Origin of the sequence: Aeromonas popoffii, from assembly GCF_037818705.1 — a bacterium.
Classification (GTDB): domain Bacteria; phylum Pseudomonadota; class Gammaproteobacteria; order Enterobacterales; family Aeromonadaceae; genus Aeromonas; species Aeromonas popoffii.
The window spans coordinates 3,364,843-3,384,309 of the sequence record NZ_CP149129.1; the positions used below are offsets into that span (position 1 = coordinate 3,364,843).

Here is a 19,467-nt window from a genome sequence, read left to right on the forward strand (position 1 = left end):
ACGACGCGCCCAAGCCAGACATGATCAGGGCCATGAGCGGTTTCATACCGTCTCGAGGCCAAAAAAATATGACACGGGACGCCTGCGCCCCTCACAGCATCTATCAAGTAAGGTAACAATCCATGGGTTTTAAATGCGGTATCGTGGGCCTGCCCAATGTAGGTAAATCCACCCTGTTCAATGCGCTGACCAAGGCTGGCATCGAAGCCGCCAACTTCCCGTTCTGCACCATTGAGCCGAACACGGGTGTGGTTCCCATGCCGGATCCGCGTCTCGACCAGCTGGCGGCCATCATCAATCCCCAGCGTGTCGTGCCGACCACCATGGAATTCGTGGACATCGCCGGTCTGGTTGCCGGTGCCTCCAAGGGCGAAGGTCTGGGCAACCAGTTCCTGGCCAACATCCGTGAAACCGAAGCCATCGGCCACGTGGTGCGCTGCTTCGAGGACGAGAACATCATTCACGTTGCCGGCAAGGTCTCTCCGGCCGACGACATCGAGGTGATCAACACCGAACTGGCCCTGTCGGATCTGGACGCCTGCGAACGCGCCATTCACCGCCAGTCCAAGCGCGCCAAGGGCGGCGACAAGGATGCCAAGCTGGAAGTGGAAACCCTGGAGAAGATCCGGGTCTCCCTGGAAAACGGCCAGATGATCCGTGGCATGAAGCTGGACAAGGATGAGCTGGCCGCCGTGAGCCACCTCAACTTCCTGACCCTCAAGCCCACCATGTACATCGCCAACGTGGCGGAAGACGGTTTCGAGAACAACCCCTTCCTCGACAAGGTGCGTGAAATCGCCGCCGCCGAGAACGCGGTTGTGGTGGTGGTCTGCTGCGCCATCGAATCTGACATCGCCGAGCTGGATGACGACGATCGCGCCGAGTTCATGGCAGACCTTGGCATCGAAGAGCCGGGCCTGAACCGGGTGATCCGCTCAGGTTACGAGCTGCTCAAGCTGCAGACCTATTTCACTGCCGGCGTGAAGGAAGTGCGTGCCTGGACCATTCCGGTCGGTGCCACAGCGCCGCAAGCGGCGGGCAAGATCCACACCGACTTTGAAAAAGGCTTTATTCGCGCCCAAACCATCGCTTTCGAAGACTTTATCACCTACAAGGGTGAGCAAGGTGCCAAGGAAGCAGGCAAGATGCGCGCCGAAGGGAAAGAGTACATCGTCAAAGATGGCGATATCATGAACTTCCTGTTCAACGTCTAATCCCAAGAGAGGCCAGCATTGCTGGCCTCTCTTTTATCTGGCAGAACACCCTATCTTCCGGCAAATGTCGTAAAAAAAACCAGATTGTTGGGCTTTTGCACGACAGCGACCAATAACTCGCCAAACGCACCCAAATTCGGTTTTTCTGGCAAAAAAAGGGTTGACGCCCCAGAGCCAGATACGCATAATTCGGCCCGCACAGTGATGAGGCAACGACTCACTGGAAGCACGGTTGGCTATGTAGCTCAGTTGGTTAGAGCATCGCACTCATAATGCGAGGGTCACAGGTTCGAATCCCGTCATAGCCACCATAAATTGTTCAGTTGGGGTATCGCCAAGCGGTAAGGCAGCGGGTTTTGATCTCGCCATCCCTAGGTTCGAATCCTAGTACCCCAGCCATTTTTAAAAGTTCTTTGCCAGTCTCGAGACTGTTGAGGAGCGCTGTTGGGGTATCGCCAAGCGGTAAGGCAGCGGGTTTTGATCTCGCCATCCCTAGGTTCGAATCCTAGTACCCCAGCCATTATTGCCTTTCATCGACCTCGTCGGTGATAGCGGTGGTAAACGTAAGAGGTTTCGATCTCGTCAAGTTTCCTGGTACCACCGCAATGTTTAAAGGTTCTTTGCCAGTCTCATGACTGTCGAGGAGCACTGTTGGGGTATCGCCAAGCGGTAAGGCAGCGGGTTTTGATCTCGCCATCCCTAGGTTCGAATCCTAGTACCCCAGCCATTTTTGACTTGTCAGCGATGATATTGATGACAAGACGGCTATGTAGCTCAGTTGGTTAGAGCATCGCACTCATAATGCGAGGGTCACAGGTTCGAATCCCGTCATAGCCACCATAAATTGTTCAGTTGGGGTATCGCCAAGCGGTAAGGCAGCGGGTTTTGATCTCGCCATCCCTAGGTTCGAATCCTAGTACCCCAGCCATTTTTACCCGTCATCGACCTGTCGATGATTTGCTGTGGTAAGCGTGAGAGATTTCGATCTCGTCAACGTGGCTAGGTCCAAACCCTAGTACCCGGCCATTTTTGACTTGTCAGCGATGACATTGGTGACAAGACGGCTATGTAGCTCAGTTGGTTAGAGCATCGCACTCATAATGCGAGGGTCACAGGTTCGAATCCCGTCATAGCCACCATTAATATTGCGGAAGTGGCGAAATTGGTAGACGCACCAGATTTAGGTTCTGGCGCCGTAAGGTGTGAGAGTTCGAGTCTCTCCTTCCGCACCATTAATAGCAGTACCAAACAAACCAGCTCAGGCTGGTTTTTTTGTGCCCGTTTTTCGCCGTATCCCCTCTTGCCACCCTTTCTCTGCCTCACTCCCCCCTCGCTCTGCTGCCATCCGGGCCGATGCGGAGCGACAAAAAAGCGGCCCTCAAGCCGCTTGTCTCTCTTTCCCCTGATCAAACCGGTCAGAACGGGAAGAACCAGGGGATAGCGATGACGCTCACCACCATCACCAGCAGGGTGAAGGGCACGCCAATGCGCACGAAATCCACAAACTTGTAGTTGCCAGGCCCAAGCACCAGGGTATTGACCGGCGACGAGACCGGCGTCATGAAGGCCGCCGAGGCCGCGATGGCGATGGTCATGGCAAAGGGATAGGGGGAGATCCCCATCTGCTGGGCCGTTCCCAGCGCAATCGGTGCCATCAATACCGCCGTCGCAGTATTGGAGATGAAGAGCCCGATCAGAGCGCACAGGGCGAACAGGCTGGCCAACATAGCACGAGGGCCCATCTCACCGACGGCCGCGATCAGACCGCCGACAATCATGTCCACCCCCCCCGTCTTCTGCAGCGCCAGCGCAAAGGGCAGCATGCCGACGATCAGGATCAGGGTGGGCCAGTGGATGGACTTGTAGGCGCTCTCCATGTCGATGCAGCGGAACTTGCCCATCAGCAGACAGGCCACCAGTGCCGCGATGACGTTGGGCACGGGATCAGTCACCATCAGCACCACCATGATTCCGAGACAGATCAGGGCGTGGATGGCCTGGCTGCGAGCCGGCGCCATCTCGTCTACCTCGGCGGGCAGGCCGAGCAGCAGGAAGTCTCGGCTGTGGGTCTGCAACAAGCGGATCAGGCTCCAGTTGCCCACCACCAGCAGAGAGTCGCCCATCTGCAAGGGATCATCCACCAGCTTGCCGGTCAGCGCCTCGCCATCACGGCGGATCCCCACCACGCTCAGACCGTAGTGAGAACGAAAGGCCACCTCGCGAATGCTTTTGCCCAGCATGCGGGATCCCGGAATGAGCGACACCTCGGCCATGCCCACCTCCCGCGCCTGATCGGAGAAGTACTCCCCGCGCAGGATCATGGGCTCGAGCCGCGCCTCGCGGCAGAACTCGCGAATGTCTACCTCGGGGTCGGACATGTCGATCAGCAGCACATCCTTGGCCTGGAACTCGGTGACGCCGGAGACGGTCACCATCACCCGCCGGAACTTGCGCCAGCGCTCCACCCCGATGACGTTGGCGCCATAACTGGCCCGCAACTGCAGCTCATCCAGGGTCTGGCCTATCAGGGGGGAGTCGGGCCGGATCGCCAACCGGCGGGCACGCCCGGCCAGCCGGTAATCGCGGATGAGATCGCGCATGGTGCTGCGCCCTGCCTGTTTGCCTTTGCCCTCCTCCCCTTCACGGACCAGGGAGCCCCGCATCAGCAGCATGTAGACTATGCCCATCACCAGGATGATCAGCCCCATGGGGGTGAAGCCGAAGAAGCTGAAACCCTGAATACCGTGGCGCATCAGCTCACTGTTGACCACCATGTTGGGCGGGGTCGCCACCAGCGTCATCATGCCACTGATGAGGCCGGCAAAGCCGAGCGGCATCATCAAACGGCCGGCCGGGATCCCCATGCGGTTCGCCACGCTCAGCACCACCGGGATGAAGATGGCCACCACCCCTGTGCTGCTCATCACGGCCCCCAGCAGGGAGACAGCCACCATCAGCAGTACCAGCATGCGGATCTCGCTGCTGCCCGCCACCTTCACCAGCATATCCCCCACCTGGTAGGCGATGCCGGTACGGACCAGCCCCTCCCCCACCACGAACAGGGCAGCGATCAGAATGACGTTGGGATCGCTGAATCCCGCCAGCGCCTCCGGCAGGGTCAGGGTGCCGCTCAACACAAACAATATGATGATCAACAAGGCGACTACGTCCATGCGTACCTTGTTGGTAATAAACAGATAGATGGCGCCCACCAGCATGCAGAGGACCCAGATCAGTTCGGAATTCACACTTGCTCCTTTCGTTCATGTCCGCCATGACACAAGGGGTGAAATGGCGGACTCCATCAGACCACAATTTGTTCTGCCCCGGTTTCTTACATATCCATAAAGGGCAAGGGCCATCATCGCATATCGGGCCCCCTGCGGTCGGCAAAAATGGCGAGCCTTTGCCGCCACCCTGTATCCATTTTTTGATGTGGCTCAGGCTGACCCGGACAAAAGTCCTGCGATCGCCGCCGCGCAGCCACTAGAATAGGCCCGTCCCGATCCCCCCCTTTCTTCCAAATTTTCAAAGGAAACGAAAATGAGCATATTCGAGTGGTTCAGCATCAATCACACCCTGGTGACCATACCGCTGGGCGGCGGTTACGCCATGTCGTGGATTGAAGCCATCGGCACTTTATTCGGCCTGGCCTGCATCTGGTTCGCCAGTCAGGAGAAGACCATCAACTACCTGTTTGGTCTGATCAACGTCAGCCTGTTTGCCATCATCTTCTTCCAGATCCAGCTCTACGGCCTGCTGATGCTGCAGCTGTTCTTCTTCTGCGCCAACGTTTATGGCTGGTACGCCTGGACCCGCCCCGCCAACGAGCAGGGGGATACCCTGCAGATCCGCTGGCTCAGCAAATCCAAGCTGATGATGACCGCCTTGGTGAGCGTGCTGGCCATCGCCCTGCTGACCCGCTATATCGATCCGGTCTTCGCTACCCTGGCGCGCACCTCGGTCGCCCTGCTCAACCTGTTTGGCGCCAATCTCGCCACCCCTGAGCCCTCCCCGGATGCCTTCCCGTTCTGGGATGCCACCATGACGGTGCTTTCGGTAGTGGCCCAGATCCTGATGACCCGCAAATACGTGGAGAACTGGATCCTCTGGGTCGTCATCAACATCATCAGCATCGGTGTCTATGCCGCCCAGGGCGTCTACGCCATGTCGCTGGAGTACCTGATCCTGCTGTTTATCGCCGCCAACGGCACCCGCCTCTGGATGCTGGCCGCCAAACGCCCGCAGCAGGAAGTGATCGCATGAGCCTGCTGCCCCATCTGCAATGCCACCCGGAGCAGATTGCCGAGCGGGTGGTGCTGTGCGGCGACCCGGCCCGGGTCGACCGCATCGCCAGCCAACTCGAGCAGTGTGAGGTGCTGGGACAAAACCGGGAATTTCGCCTGATCAACGGATCCTATCAGGGGCTGCCCATCACGGTCTGCAGTACCGGCATCGGTGGCGCATCGGCCATCATAGCGCTGGAGGAGCTGGTGCAAGCCGGTGCCAACTCGCTTATCCGGGTCGGCTCCGCCGGTGCCCTGCAGCACGACATCGGGCTCGGGGATCTCATCGTGGTGGAAGGGGCGGTGCGCAGTGACGGGGCCTCACTGGCCTATCTGCCCGCCGAATACCCCGCCTGCGCCGATATCTGGCTGCAAGCTGCCCTGCTCAACCATGTGGCCACCGGCAGCCAGCCCTACTGGCACGGGCTGGTGCGCTCCCACGACAGCTTCTATCGGGATGACGAGCAGGAAGTATGCCGCTACTGGCATGCCCGTGGCGTGCTCGGTGCCGATATGGAGACCGCCTCCCTGCTGACCGTGGGTCGCCTGCGCAAGGTGCGGGTCGCTGCCGTGCTCTGCAACGTGGTGCTGTTCGAGCAGGATGTGCAGCAAGGGGTGGCGGACTACGCCAGCGCCGAGCAGGCGATGATGGCCGGTGAGCAGCAAGCCATCGCAGCCGCCCTCCACGCCCTGGCGCAATAAGCCGCAAACCGTTAACTGCGGCACATCCGCTACCGTGCGGGCTGGTATCCAGCCCGCTCTCTTGCTAGCCTCATGGCCCTCGTCATCCGGTGCGACAGGCAAGTCATGCAGCAACAACCCTACCCCCTCGGCCGTTTTCACGCCGAACTTGAGCAGCTTGAACCCCGCTTTGCCGCGGCGCTGGAGGCGTGCACCCTGTTTCTGCGCCGCTACCTGCCCGGCGAATACATCATGCGGCAGGGGGAGCAGAGCGAATGCCTCTATCTGGTGGAGACTGGGCGGGTCTCCCTCAACAGTGCCGTGCACTCGGGGCGCCTGTTTCAGCTCGGGGAGATAGCGTGCCAGCGCCAAATCTTCGGCGAGATGGAGTTTTTCAGCGCTACCCCGGTGCAGTGGAGCGTGATGGCCGAGACCGAGCTGGATGCCAGCGTCATCTGCGCTCACAAGCTGGCCCAGCGGCTGCTGGCTGAACCCGAGCTGACCCTGTTCTTCGCCTCAGCCCTCGCCAGCGACTACCTCGATACCCTGGACATCACCACCAGCCGCCTGCTCCACCCCATCGCCTACAACATCGCCTATGAACTGTGGCGCGAGCGCCAGCGCACCCCCATGCTGGGCTCGCGCAAGCGGGCCCACGAGGCGGCGCGCTTTGGCACCACGGAGCGCGTCTACCGCCGCGCCCTCAAGGAGTTGGTCGACCAGGGGATAGTGTGCGATGGCGCCGACGGTCCCACCATCGCCGATCTCGCCAGGCTGCGCACCTATCTCGACCTTTAATCCCGTTGCACCCTTTCAGGAGTCACCATGCCTGCCCATCCCTATCCCGAGTTCACCTTCTTCAGCCGCTTCGTGGCCGACATTCAGGCGGGCCGCAAGACCATCACCATCCGCGACGAGAGCGAGGCCAACTGGCAGCCCGGCCAGCGTCTTTCGCTTTTCACCAACCCGGAACACCAGCCCTTTGGCACCATCGAAGTGCTCTCGGTCAATGCGGTCGCCTTTGATGAACTCAGCGACGAGCACGCCCGTCAGGAGAACATGACCCTCCCCGAGCTGAAAGATGTTATCTGCGATATCTACCCCGCCCTGCCGCCGCTCTATGTGATTGAATTCAAACTGATTGCCTGAGCCGGATTTGGCCTTTGCCGATCAATATGCTAATAGTGTCCCTTTTGAATCAGGGAGGTGATCCGAGTGTTTGACATAGCGAGCCTGAAAGAGGGCATGATGCACGGGGTCGAGCTGTTCCAGCTGCTGCTGGAGATCATCTCCATCGCCTGCGTGGTCATTGGCCTTGGCAAGACCCTCTGGCTGGCGGCACGGATCCGGGATCACGCCCCCGGTTTCCCCCGCATCCGCCTCTGTTTTGGCAGCTGGCTCATTCTGGCGCTGGAGTTCCAGCTCGCCGCCGACATACTTGCCACCACGGTAGCGCCGAGCAAGGAGGAGCTTATTCGCCTTGCCATCATCGCGGTGATCCGCACCTTCCTGAACTACTTCCTCGGCAAGGAGCTGGAGGCACAAGCGGAACGCCAGCAGGAGAAGGCAGAGCGTCAGCAGGCGCCAGGGGCCGAGCAAGCCAAGGCAACCCGATAACGCCGTATGCCAAAGGGCATATGCAGAGATCGCCATCCCGGCCATCCCCGTGGCACGGGATGGCCAAGTTGTGACCCTTCCCTCACTTTTGACAATCAGCCAATAATGGAACCCTTTTCAACGATGGTCTGAACCTGTTGATGCCTTGCTCATCTGCGTAAGATAGCAACACCGCTCCCCCAACCGGCCACGCTGATGAACCCGCACATTCTCCATACTCCCGCCATCGACCTCGATAGCTGTGTCATCTACCAGATCTACCCCATGAGCTTCCAGGACAGCAATGGCGACGGCATGGGCGACATCAATGGCATCCGCCAGCGCCTGGGTTATCTGACGCAGCTTGGGGTCGACCTGCTCTGGCTCACCCCCATCTATCGCTCCCCCAAGCGGGACAACGGTTACGATGTGGCCGACTACCACACCATAGACCCCGCCTTTGGCACCCTGGCCGAGATGGAGCTGCTGATAGCAGAGGCGGCCGACCGTGGCATCGGCATCATGATGGATATCGTTGCCAACCACACCTCCATCGAGCATGAGTGGTTTGTGCGCGCGCTGGCGGGCGATCCCCGTTATCAGGCTTATTACGTGTTTCGGGATAAGGCCTTTGTCGATGCCCACCCCATCACCTCCATCTTCGGCGGCAACGGCTGGCAGTATGTGCCCCAGCTTGATCGCTACTACCTGCACAACTTCGATGCGAGTCAGGCCGATCTGGACTGGGACAACCCGGCAGTGCGGGCCGAGATGGCCGAAGTCATCAACTTCTGGCTGGCCAAGGGGATCAAAGGGTTCCGTTTCGATGTGATCGACATGGTGAGCAAGGAGTGGTCGCGTCTTGCCATGAGCAACGGCCCCCGCCTGCACGACTATATTCGCGAACTCAACCAAGCCAGCTTTGGCGGCAAGGGGATCATCACTGTGGGGGAAACCTGGGGCGCCGATCTCGCCCATATGCAGCACTATTCGAACCCGAATGGCAGCGAATTCAGCATGGTGTTCAACTTCGAACATCTGGGGCTGGGCCGCGACAAATGGTCGTCACACTTTGACCCCCTCGCCTTCAAACGAGCCATGGCCCGCCACCAGACCGGGCTGCACGGTCAGGGTTGGAACAGCCTGTTTCTGGGTAACCACGACCTGCCACGCGCCGTCTCCCGCTTTGGTGATGACAGGCCCGAGTGGCGCGAAGTCAGCGCCAAGCTGTGGGCTATGGTGATCCATCTGATGCAAGGCACCCCCTTCATCTATCAAGGGGAAGAGCTGGGCATGACCAACCGCCACTGGCAAGCCGATGAGCTGCGCGATGTGGAAGCGATCAATTATCGCGCCAGCCAGTCGGCGCTGGATCCCGCCGAGCTGAGCCGGCGACTCGATGCCATTGGCCGCGACAATGCCCGAACCCCGATGCAGTGGGATGCAGGCCTGCATGCAGGATTTAGCCCGGCAGCCCCCTGGATTGTGCTCAACGACAACCACGTCGCGATCAACGCCGCCGAACAGCTGGACCGCCCCGATTCACCGTTTCACTGCTATCGCCAGCTGATCGCCCTGCGCAAGGCTCACCCCGTCATTCGCCACGGCGACGTCGCGCTGCTGGATGAAGAAGACCCTGATCGCATCAGCTACCGCCGCCGCTGGCAAGACCCGATAACCGGGGCACGGCACACCCTGCTGCTGCTCGCCAATCTCACCGCTGGCCCCTTGTCGATGCCCCACTTTGACCAAGTGGAAAAAGGCGCCACCTTGCTGATAAGCAACTACCCGGGGGAACCCGCCGCCACCTTCGCCCCCTATCAAGCCACCGGCTGGTTGATGACAACATAACAGACCACGCCCAGGGGCGACCTCATGGCCTCCGTGCTTGCACGGCGATTCACCTGACACATCCCCTGCCAATCACGACAGAAAACATGGCACGCCATTGCCTGATATTTCCCCCTGCATGGCGTGCCTGCGATTTGCTCTTTAGTCACTTAAAAACTTCGTATTTTCAGGCGAAAATAAACCGAAACAACAAAGACATTAAAAATATTCCTATCAACAAAAATTCACCTCAAGATATTGTTTTTAATCGTAATAACTAAAAATAAAACAAGACTGCCTTGTTATTTACAGGGGATATTTCGAGCTATTAAGTCAGGCTTAAAAATCAATTCAAATTTACGGGCTTGTGGTTCCTTGCCCCGGCCTTATGGTTTCCATCCCAAGCGAAGAGACCTTCTCTCTACAGCAAGGTGCAGTTCAGGCTCGCGGGATATTCATTCCGCCATAACAACAGGAAACCATCATGCGCAAAACCGGCGTGGCCCTCGCCATCTCGACCCTCTTCTGGCTCAATTCAGCCATCTCTGTTCCCCTTATCTTCCCGGACGACCCACAGCTCACTTCTGAACGGGAAATCCCCGCCCTTACCCGCAGCTTCCAGCTGGCGCAAGATGATCTGGGCAACCGGATCCACCAGCTCCACCTGCCCATCCAGACCGAGCCTGAACTGGTGGCTGAGCTGGAACAAATCGGCAAAGAGCAGGGATTTTCGGTCAGCATCCATGACAACATGTACACCTGGACCGAAGACAACATGTGGCTGTCACGGGATGGCGCCCTCATCTTCCGCCCCCGGGCGCCGCTGGACAACAAGGATAGCTACCACGCCTTCATCACCGCCCTGACGGCGCAGAGCCCAGGGGCCGAGCAGGAGGGCCACCACAGTCTGGGCAGCCAGGACTCCCAGGGGCTCAACGAGAGCATGCTCTCCCAGGCCAACGCCTTTGCCGAGGCGCAGGGGCACGAACTCATCCCCACCTTCTCCATTATCGATGGCGGCAACATGCTGACCGGTCAGCGCGCCGACGGCACCCCCTATGCCCTGATCGGCCGAGACGCCCTGCTGCAGACCACCCTGCACCACAGCCGGCTGGATAGGGAGCGCATCGCCACGCTGCTGGAGAGCATGGAGCGCGACGGTAGCTTCCACCTGCAACTGGATGAGCAAGAGTGGCTGGGCCGCCCCCATACAGTGCAGAACGGCCACGATCCCGAGATTGACCTCATACTGCTGGAGGCGGCCAACCTGCTGCCGCAGGGGCTGGATGAGCAGCAGCGCCACGCCTTTGCCAGAACCGCGCGAGCCAAGGCCGAGCTGGCGCAGTACCAAGTGGACTGGGACAGCCGGCAGGCCGCACAGGGGCGGATGTTTCTGAGCCCGCAGCAAGGGGAGCGAATTGCCGAGCGCTATCGCGCGCTCCATGGCAAGGCGCTGCCGGCCTCCTTCGATCTGCTGGCCCGGCTGAAGCGGGACTACGCCAGCCTGGTGGTCACCGCCGATCTCCACTCTGGCTTTGCTGATGACCAGATAGAGAACGAGCTGCAAACGCTTCAGGCCGATGCTGCCACCCTGACCCGGCTCGGAGGCATGCTGCAGGCCGGCGGTTACCAGCGCCAGGGGCTGACTGGTACTGAGCTGGATGAGCAGACCCGCCGTTTCCTCGCCATGATGGCCATCAGCCAGCGCCTGATGGCGCAGGAGCTCAAGGTGGCCGAGCGTGATCTGGTGATCCTGGCCCAACCCGGCTTTCACCTCGACATGGCCATGCGCCCGCTGGCCGATGGCCGCATCCTGTTCAACGACCCGGCGGCCAGCGAGGCGCTGATCCAGCAGGTGCTGACCAGCGACGGCAGCCTCAGCGACAGCGAACGCCAGGGTCTCACCGAGACCCTCACCAGCCTGAAACAACAGGCCGAGCGCTGGCACAAGATCCATGCCCTCATCCGGCAGCAGCTGACCGACGCCGGTCTGACCCCCATCGCCACCCCGGGCGCCTTCAGCGTGAACAAGCGGGCGGTGAACTGGATGAACGGCATCATGGGCACGGCGCAGCACCCCTTCTACATCACCAACGCCGCCAGCATAGCCCCCCTGAATCAGGCCTTCGGCGCCTGGTTGAAACGCGAGGTGCCCGAGCTGACCACCTACTTCGTGGGTCAGACAGCAAGCAGCACGTGGGCGGGATTTAACCAGGCGGAAGCCCTGCTCAGGGGCAGCGGTGGCCTGGATTGCATCACCTTGCACCATGAGTAGCGAGAACGTGAGCCGGACGTTCAACTGACCGTCATTGGGCTCGAAAGCGGGCTCTGTGTACTTTGCGACCAGCATGTTTGCTGGACCGCTTTTCCATGTTGGACATCCTGTTCAAAGGCGCTGTCAGGAGGCGGTGCTCCGTGCACTAACACGATGAAGTGTTGCCCGGTGCCATCCCTCTTCTGAATAGTCATCCGCTGCGTGCATGCCCGCTCACAGGGAGGCGGCCCTGCATCTGCTGAAACAGGAGACTCAGGCCGGCGAGATGCTTCATCGCCGGTGAGCAGATCGGCGTCACAGGCAAAAACGTGGCGGGTTAAAGCACCTTGCTGGGCACCCGCCCGGATCGCTTGGGCAGAATGAAGGTGATGCTCGAGGCGATCCCCCTGTGGTATCGGCCCAGGCCCCCCGACTTCGTCCAGTGCGTCACGGCCGCCATGCTGGCGCGCCGACAGCCTGCCGCCGACCAGTGAAACCGGATAACAAAGAGGGCTCCCCGCGGGGAGCCCTCTTGCTATTGCTGCTGGGGGTGACTCAGGTGTGGATGCTGGTCAGCTCATGCCGTTTCAACGCCAGCAGTGTGATGAGAAAGGCGGCGGTGGCGATCAGCGCCATGCCGATATAGGTGGCACTGAACCCCGGGGCCAACTCGGCCGGGCTCAGGCTAGCCAGATTGTGGCTGGTGCCGGCCGGCAGGGCGGCATGAAACAGCACGGCACAGATGGCAACCCCGACTGCGCCCCCCAGCTCACGGCCGAAGTTGAACAGGGACATGCCGATACCGCGATCTTCCCGTGGCAGGGCATTTTGCACCACCACCGAGAGCGCCGGCAGCACCAGACCAAGACCAAGACCGGCAAACCCGAGGGCCAGCTTGACCCAGACATCGAAATGGATCTGCCACAACGCCAGCGCCGCCAGGGCAAAGCCCATCACCACGAAGCGCTTGTAATAACCGGTGCGGCCGATCAGCTTGCCGCCGACGAAGGCCCCTGCCGTGATGCAGACCATGAAGATCACCATGTAAAAACCGCTCTCGCTGGCTCCCATCCCCTTCTGCAACTGCAACTGCATCTGCAGCGGCAGATAGACCAGCACGGCGAACATCAGCAGTTGCGAGGCCAGCGCCAGCAGCACGCTCACCAGATAACCGGGCAGCCGAGCCAGATGGGCGGGCAGTATGGGATCCTGGGCTCGCCGCTCCACCAGGATGAGCAGCAGCAGGGCAATCGCCAGTCCCGCCGCCAGCCAGATGGCGGGGAGCGCCGTCTCGGGCGAGAGCAGCAACAAGCCCAGCGTGGTGACGGTAATGAGCAGTGCAGCTCCCTTCCAGTCGAAGCGACTGTGGCGACGCACATTGAGGTGGCCCAGATTGCGGTTCACCAGCCAGAGCGCCAGCGCCCCGAGCGGCAGGTTGATCCAGAAGATCCAGCGCCAGCTCAGTTGCTCGGTAAAGTAGCCACCGAGCAGGGGCCCGGCGATGCTGGAGACCGCATAGACGGCCGAGATGTAGCCCTGATACTTGCCCACTTCCCGTGGCGGTATGCTGTCGGCGATGACGGTGAAGGCGAGTGCAATAAGTCCGCCGCCGCCCAGTCCTTGCAGCACCCGGGCCGCCAGCAGGGTCGGCAGATCCTGAGAGAGGGCGCAGGCCACAGAGCCCGCCATAAACAGGCCTATGCCGATGTTGAGCATGCGTACCCGGCCGAACAGATCGCTCAGTTTGCCGTAAATGGGCAGGGCGGCGGTGGCCGCCAGCAGGTAGGCGGTGGCCACCCAGGTGAGGGCGGCGCCAGCGTTCAACTCGGCCCCTATGATGGGCAGTGGGGTGGTGACTATGCTCTTTTCCAGTGAACCCAGGGCAATCACCAGGGCCACGCTTGAGAAGATGGTTTTTGGAGACATATGCGGGCTCGCTAATTTGAAATGCCAGGATCTGCGGCACAAAGCTCATCATTGTCTCATAAATCACCAGCCGATGGCCAAAACCACTGCCATGGCGCCGCCAGCGCGCAACCATGACGGAGGTCGCGGCATACGCCCGCTGGATCTGGTAGTGTGGGTGTTTGGTTCAAGAGGAAGCAGACCCATGTCCGAGCAGTTCCGGTTTGATCAATACGACGCCCTGATTTTCGATATGGACGGCACCCTGGTGGACTCCATGCCCCTGCATCTGGATGCCTGGGAGGTAACCAGCTCAGAGTTCGGTCTGCCGTTTGATCGGGCACAGCTCAATGAATACGGCGGCATCCCTACCCGCAAAACAGTAAGCATGCTGGCTGCGCAGCACGGGCTGGATATCGATGTGGATGCCTTCACCCACCGCAAGACAGCCCTCTATTTGGAAAATATCGACAAGGCCCTCGTCTTCCCTCCCATGTGGGAGCTGGTCAAGCGCTGGCACGGCAAGGTGCCGATGGGCATAGGCACGGGGTCATCGCGGGAGCATGCCCGGCGCATTTTGAAAAATACCGGCCTGGATACCTATATCTCAGTGCTGGTCAGTGCCGACGACATCCACAACCACAAACCCCACCCGGACACCTTCCTGAAGGTTGCCGAGTTGCTCGGCGCCAATCCCGCCAACTGCCTGGTGTTTGAAGATACCCAAATCGGCATTCAGGCAGGCAAAGCCGGCGGCATGGCCACCTTGCTGGCCACCGAAGGCGCACTGCAACGGGTGTGAGAAAGGGTTAGCTAAGCGCCCGCCACTGCCGCCAGAGTCCGCCAAGGAAGACCAACAGGAAGAGGCCCAGAGCCATCTGCCAATGGAAAGTGAAATAGAGGTCCGCTGGCAGGGATGCCAGATAGATAAACAGGGCACTGAACAGGCCGCCACAGAGCGGTCTTTTCAAGAAAGACCAGCGCAGCAGTGTGACAATACCGCCCCCCTTGCCAGACCGGGCCATCAGTGCATCCCCCGCAGGCTGAAATTGCCAGCGACGCTATACCACGGATTGTGCGCCCTGTGCTTCTCTTCACGCACCCCATGCTCTTGCAACAGTGTCAGCACCTCGGCCGGGATATCGGCAAAAGAGGGGGCAGCGACAGCCATCACCCCTTGTTCGACCCGTTGGTGACGCTCATCGTCATCCCCGGCTACCCAGGTTGCGAGAGAGGTAAATGACTGACCTTGCTTGAAAAAGTGATAACGAGACATAGTGGGCTCCGAAGCGTTGGGGCCACAATATACACCGAAGATTGCGAACAAAATAGACCCGTATGGCAATCAAATTAAGTCTTGGTTTACCGTCACCTCATACTCCCACCTTGTCACCGCCAAGGGCTGCAATGACCCGTTTAAGCGAGAGCGAAGGACCCGGGAGCACAGAGCCAAGGCCGGGTAAAAGGTAACCGTTCACCGGCAGGAGCTTGACGCACACAGCTCGGCAAGAACGAAGCAATCCGCTTTCTAGGGAAGGTGCGCACAAGTCATATTGCACAAAAGCGCCACCTCCTAACCAATTGATTTTAAATGGATAAAATGTTAATTTTTGTTCATGAGGTACTTATTCGCACCTTCCCTGACTTCAGCGATTATCCATACTTTATTAAAAGTGATGGCATTGACTGCATTTCAATTCATGGAAATGTAACCAATGTGGCAGTAACCATTACCAGACTTAGTCTCTTTACTGGTGTAAATGGTCACGTTTTTCTCAGCCATTTTTGCTGCCAATAGTACACTGACATATGTTTGATAATTGGAGTCTGAGTTATTCAAGTAGGCCCATGTGTTGCCATTCCCACACAGTTTTGGCCCATTAACCAAGGTAACTCTGAGGTCATAGTTATTACCTGATGTTACATCAATACTTCCAATTTTCCCACTGACATGACCATCCCAAGCCTGACTTGAAAAGCTCAACAAACCGACAATAAAAAACCAATTTTTCATACATACCTCAACCATACACAATGAATATTTTAAATTATACCAAACTGTCTTAAACCTTATCAAAAATACTAAAAAAAGTTATTTTAAGGGGATTTAACACCACCACCTTTAATCACTATATAGTCACCATTGAAATCTATCCGCTGACAAAAAATGACTAATGCACCAATAAAAACACTTGTAAAAAGTTATTTTTAGTTAACCTAATAAACCTCGACTCTAGTTATCGCCCCCCCATTTATCAAAATTGCGTGTTTCTCAGAATCTGATGCCTTAAACCAGGCAACCCGCTATGCATATGTAAAAAAGTGGAAATTCCAATATTTCACTAAAATAGCCCGCCATTTCCCACTGACCCCAGCCGCGAGCCACTTCAACTATCAACCTTATCACCGAGTGATCGCAGTTGCTTGCCACGCATAGACATAGCCGAAACTGGCGGCTTAGATTGTCAACCCACCACTGGTAGCCATTTCCCTCGCTCTGACCAAAGCGAGTACCCTCTCCGCCCAGAAAGGTCAGTTGCACATAGCGGCTGACCAGGTGATAACAAAGCGCATCCTGCACACATATCGGACAAAAACCAGCCAAAGTCATCACCCCCCCCTTAAGGCAAGGGTGAGTTACGTCTCTATCAAAAGGGTGGGTGTCCCAATATCTTTTTTTTAAAAGTGATGGTATTGGCTGCATTTAAATTCATGGAAATGTAGCCAATGTGGCAGTAACCATTCCATTACCAAACTTAGTCTCTTTATTGGTGTAAAGAGTCACCTGTAGAAGCTACGTAAGTACAGCACTCTACTATTCGGAATAGTATAATCACTAAAGGCTGAAGTGATTAATATTTACCAAGCCGGATATAAGATAATTCACAACTTCCGCTCCCCTCGATAATTCTTAACTGCACCTTGCTATTTGCCATATATGCAGCCAATAATGAGGAGTACATTTCCTTAGCATTAGATGACTTAGTGTTCAACGTAAAAAACACTCCGGAAGATGCGGTACAATTCGCCTTAGTCTCATCCAATGGAGTGCCGACAAAAATATTTCCAGACGCATTAACATACAAGGTCTCAATCGTCGAAAAACACCCCCAAGTAGTACACTCATCAGCCATCACAACACCATGAATCATGAACAGTGTAGAAAATATTGCAGACCTTATTTTCATTTAAACACCTTTATTTAAAAAACTTTAATGATATTAAAAATATGAATGTAAAGAGCCATGGTAAGTCATCTCTTTCTTCAACATTCAGACAACTGACACCGGTGGACTGGTGGACTGGTGGACTGGTGGACTGGTGGACTGGTGGAGATAGAAAAATTTTCCGTAGACTTGTTCAAGGAAGCCGACAAGGAATATCTGGACTATTATTTGCTCCACGCTGGGGGGTGTACCAGCGTTGCATCAAGCCACTAAAATAGCCCGCTATTTCCCACAGACCCCAGCCGCGAGACACTTCAAATATCAACCTTGCTCGCCGAGTGATAGCAGTTGCTCATCACACATAGGCACAGCCGCAACTAGCGGCTTAGGTTGTCAACCCACCACGGGTAATTTCTCTCGCTCTAGCCAAAGCGAATCCTCTCTGCCCAGAAAGGTCAGTTGCACATAGCGGCTGACCAAGTGATAACAAAGCGCATCCTGCACACATATCAGACAAAAACCAGCCAAAGTCATCACCCCCCCCTTAAGGCAAGGGTGAGTTACGTCTCTATCAAAAGGGTGGGTGTCCCAATATATTTTCAATTAAGGAAAAAACTCCCCTAATATGCATTGTCATGATAAAAAGTTAAAGCACAGGATCGGCAACTGGCAACAGTACACCAGGCCCTAATGCACTACGGTTTGCTAACCCTCCTGATGGATGGGAAAACTATTAAAATTTGGTATTGCCACAACCCCGATATAGCCGCCGATGGCAGGGTTTACACTGCTCGACATAATCTTATTTTATTAAATCCAGCCGTGTTAAAATTGGAGTTTTAAAAACAGGATCACAACCATTAACCCATCCACCTATAATAGTCTCAGCGTGAAATGCTGATAGTATGGCAGAATACATTTCATTAAATAATGGATGGGTCTTTAATAAAGATACTGTGGTATTATTAGTACAACCTTCACTACTACTCACATTACCTTTAGTAATCACCAATATACTTTTTCCAAAATCATGGACCACAACACGTTTAATCGTAGTTGGAGTAAACTAAGTATTAGCTCTAGTACCCTGAGAAAAAACCAAAGACATAAATAACAAGATATAAAACTTCATTTTACTAACTCTCTCGAAATATATGAATAATGTAACAATCATCACCCCCCTAAAAAACAGCAGTATAAATTATAATGAGGAAATGCACTTTTGTAGTCACTGGCACTTTAATATCATTAAGAACCATATTAATCAAGAATGATTATAAAATTTATATTTTCACCATCCCCCCATCTTGTACAAGTGTTAAGACCAGAAATTCTCACTGTTCTTCCCGCCATTTTTGCCGCCAGCAACTGACTGAACTGTGATTTACCCGTGGTTGAATTTTCATCTTTTATCAACCAGTACTTACGAGTAGCACAAGCAGGTGAATTTGACTTCTCTGTGCCACCCGATAGCTCAACTAAATGCAGGCCATCATTTGCTCGCGCATAAAGGGTTGCTACTTTTCCTGTTTGCTCTCCTGCAAGCACACCAACACTGATAAAACAGAGCAAAGCGATACTATTAACTCTCACTTAATTTCTCCCTGACTAAATAACATGATTGATAACATAAAAATTTTTAGCCCAAAAAATTGGGCCAAAAACGTATAGATAATCACAATTAAAATATCTCCTATGACCCATAGGAGGCCCCAAAAACTATGCCTGCAGTATGACTGCTAAACGGCCATATCCTGTTGTTCCTGTCTGTGGACACAACCACATTTATAAAAATTCGTTCAACTTTAGCCAGGTGAACACATGGTGGGCATCCCAGCAAGTCAGCTCAGACTTAATCATTAAATACCTAAAATACTAGCGTCTCACTAGAGTTAGCCACTCAATAAAACAGTCCGCTATTTCCCACTAACCCCAGCCGCGAGCCACTTCAAATATCAACCTTGCTCGCCGAGTGATAGCAGTTGCTCATCACGCATAGGCACAGCCGCAACTGGCGGCTTAGGTTGTCAACCCACCACTGGTAATTTCTCTCGCTCTGACCAAAGCGAGCACCCTCTCCGCACAGAAAGGTTAGCAGCACAAAGCGGCTGACCAAGTAATAACAAAGAGCATCCTGCACACGTATCTGATACAAACAAGAATCATCATCCTCGCTGTGAGTTACGCCTCCGTCTAAGGTGAGTTTATCAGAATCTAGTTAGGCCTAAAGCTAAAGACAGTAATACAGGAAACAGCCTGTATTCGTATGAACATTTAATTATGGCAACTCATCAGGAAGCGGTTTTCTAACTTTTTTTGAAAACTCCTTCTTTATCGCCCCATATTTATAATAATTTAATTTTGCGTCATTTAAGCTAATGCCATTTGCTCCACCTTTGTATATTGGATCATTATTCTGGACATAATCATCCTCCCAATAACAAACGGGACAAATTTCAAACCCTCCACAAGGCTCCTCATCGAATGTTAAATAGCCGCAGCATGGACAAGGAAAACTCATTATTTTTCTCCTT

At 55.9% G+C, this 19,467-nt stretch carries 17 protein-coding genes and 8 tRNA genes; 17 read left to right on the forward strand and 8 right to left on the reverse strand.

The annotated features are described in order from the left end of the window. The first annotated feature begins 122 nt into the window (after positions 1-122). From ychF to WJM78_RS15330, 9 genes are all read left to right on the forward strand, one after another. The gene (ychF, locus tag WJM78_RS15290; protein WP_339010256.1) at positions 123-1,214 is read left to right on the forward strand and encodes a redox-regulated ATPase YchF; all 1,092 of its coding nucleotides are present in this window, start codon (positions 123-125) and stop codon (positions 1,212-1,214) included. A 234-nt stretch (positions 1,215-1,448) separates the two neighbouring features. Then, positions 1,449-1,525 (forward strand) — tRNA-Met (locus tag WJM78_RS15295). Between the two features lie 13 nt (positions 1,526-1,538). After that, positions 1,539-1,613, forward strand: a tRNA-Gln gene (locus WJM78_RS15300). Between the two features lie 46 nt (positions 1,614-1,659). Further along, positions 1,660-1,734, forward strand: a tRNA-Gln gene (locus WJM78_RS15305). A gap of 132 nt (positions 1,735-1,866) precedes the next feature. After that, positions 1,867-1,941 (forward strand) — tRNA-Gln (locus WJM78_RS15310). Positions 1,942-1,977: 36 nt separating this feature from the next. Further along, positions 1,978-2,054, forward strand: a tRNA-Met gene (locus WJM78_RS15315). A gap of 13 nt (positions 2,055-2,067) precedes the next feature. Beyond that, positions 2,068-2,142: transfer RNA gene (locus tag WJM78_RS15320), tRNA-Gln, on the forward strand. Positions 2,143-2,276: 134 nt separating this feature from the next. After that, a tRNA-Met gene (locus WJM78_RS15325) sits at positions 2,277-2,353 on the forward strand. Positions 2,354-2,361: 8 nt separating this feature from the next. Further along, positions 2,362-2,446, forward strand: a tRNA-Leu gene (locus WJM78_RS15330). Between the two features lie 183 nt (positions 2,447-2,629). Here the strand turns inward: WJM78_RS15330 and WJM78_RS15335 are convergent. After that, complete coding sequence (locus WJM78_RS15335) at positions 2,630-4,462, reverse strand: SLC13 family permease (protein WP_275930091.1); 1,833 nt, start codon at positions 4,460-4,462, stop codon at positions 2,630-2,632. Positions 4,463-4,757: 295 nt separating this feature from the next. Here WJM78_RS15335 and pnuC point away from each other — a divergent pair, with 295 nt between their 5' ends. From pnuC to WJM78_RS15370, 7 genes are all read left to right on the forward strand, one after another. Continuing rightward, complete coding sequence (pnuC, locus tag WJM78_RS15340; RefSeq protein ID WP_042037527.1) at positions 4,758-5,480, forward strand: nicotinamide riboside transporter PnuC; 723 nt, start codon at positions 4,758-4,760, stop codon at positions 5,478-5,480. Next, positions 5,477-6,202 (forward strand): nucleoside phosphorylase, encoded by a 726-nt coding sequence (locus WJM78_RS15345; protein WP_339010260.1) that lies wholly within the window; start codon positions 5,477-5,479, stop codon positions 6,200-6,202. The genes pnuC and WJM78_RS15345 overlap by 4 nt, the downstream gene beginning before the upstream one ends. A 105-nt stretch (positions 6,203-6,307) precedes the next feature. Then, the gene (locus WJM78_RS15350; RefSeq protein ID WP_042037530.1) at positions 6,308-6,979 is read left to right on the forward strand and encodes a Crp/Fnr family transcriptional regulator; all 672 of its coding nucleotides are present in this window, start codon (positions 6,308-6,310) and stop codon (positions 6,977-6,979) included. 27 nt (positions 6,980-7,006) lie between these two features. Continuing rightward, on the forward strand, positions 7,007-7,330 hold the full coding sequence (yqfB, locus tag WJM78_RS15355) for a N(4)-acetylcytidine aminohydrolase (RefSeq protein ID WP_339010263.1): 324 nt from the start codon (positions 7,007-7,009) through the stop codon (positions 7,328-7,330). A 66-nt stretch (positions 7,331-7,396) separates the two neighbouring features. Continuing rightward, positions 7,397-7,798 (forward strand): DUF1622 domain-containing protein, encoded by a 402-nt coding sequence (locus WJM78_RS15360; protein ID WP_181364683.1) that lies wholly within the window; start codon positions 7,397-7,399, stop codon positions 7,796-7,798. 195 nt (positions 7,799-7,993) lie between these two features. Then, positions 7,994-9,628 carry an alpha-glucosidase gene (locus WJM78_RS15365; protein WP_339010266.1) on the forward strand — a complete coding sequence of 545 codons (1,635 nt, stop codon included), beginning with the start codon at positions 7,994-7,996 and terminating at the stop codon, positions 9,626-9,628. 463 nt (positions 9,629-10,091) lie between these two features. Further along, the gene (locus tag WJM78_RS15370) at positions 10,092-11,882 is read left to right on the forward strand and encodes a hypothetical protein (protein WP_339010268.1); all 1,791 of its coding nucleotides are present in this window, start codon (positions 10,092-10,094) and stop codon (positions 11,880-11,882) included. 534 nt (positions 11,883-12,416) lie between these two features. Here WJM78_RS15370 and WJM78_RS15375 read toward each other — a convergent pair. After that, the gene (locus WJM78_RS15375) at positions 12,417-13,787 is read right to left on the reverse strand and encodes an MFS transporter (protein WP_339010270.1); all 1,371 of its coding nucleotides are present in this window, start codon (positions 13,785-13,787) and stop codon (positions 12,417-12,419) included. Positions 13,788-13,971: 184 nt separating this feature from the next. Here WJM78_RS15375 and WJM78_RS15380 point away from each other — a divergent pair, with 184 nt between their 5' ends. Then, on the forward strand, positions 13,972-14,568 hold the full coding sequence (locus WJM78_RS15380; RefSeq protein ID WP_339015885.1) for a beta-phosphoglucomutase family hydrolase: 597 nt from the start codon (positions 13,972-13,974) through the stop codon (positions 14,566-14,568). A 7-nt stretch (positions 14,569-14,575) separates the two neighbouring features. Here the strand turns inward: WJM78_RS15380 and WJM78_RS15385 are convergent, their stop codons facing one another. From WJM78_RS15385 to WJM78_RS15410, 6 genes are all read right to left on the reverse strand, one after another. Beyond that, positions 14,576-14,791, reverse strand: coding sequence for a hypothetical protein (locus tag WJM78_RS15385; protein ID WP_212512969.1), 216 nt, complete (start codon positions 14,789-14,791; stop codon positions 14,576-14,578). Further along, on the reverse strand, positions 14,791-15,042 hold the full coding sequence (locus WJM78_RS15390) for a hypothetical protein (protein WP_339010273.1): 252 nt from the start codon (positions 15,040-15,042) through the stop codon (positions 14,791-14,793). Before WJM78_RS15390 ends, WJM78_RS15385 begins: the two co-directional genes overlap by 1 nt. A gap of 417 nt (positions 15,043-15,459) precedes the next feature. Further along, positions 15,460-15,780: a hypothetical protein gene (locus tag WJM78_RS15395; protein ID WP_339010275.1), complete on the reverse strand. Its 321-nt coding sequence runs from the start codon at positions 15,778-15,780 to the stop codon at positions 15,460-15,462. Between the two features lie 838 nt (positions 15,781-16,618). Then, positions 16,619-16,954, reverse strand: coding sequence for a hypothetical protein (locus WJM78_RS15400; RefSeq protein ID WP_339010278.1), 336 nt, complete (start codon positions 16,952-16,954; stop codon positions 16,619-16,621). 1,239 nt (positions 16,955-18,193) lie between these two features. Next, a complete protein-coding gene (locus WJM78_RS15405) occupies positions 18,194-18,526 on the reverse strand; it encodes a hypothetical protein (protein WP_339010281.1) in 333 nt (110 codons plus the stop codon). A 685-nt stretch (positions 18,527-19,211) separates the two neighbouring features. After that, positions 19,212-19,454 (reverse strand): CPCC family cysteine-rich protein, encoded by a 243-nt coding sequence (locus WJM78_RS15410; RefSeq protein WP_096118608.1) that lies wholly within the window; start codon positions 19,452-19,454, stop codon positions 19,212-19,214. Between the last annotated feature and the right edge of the window lie 13 nt (positions 19,455-19,467).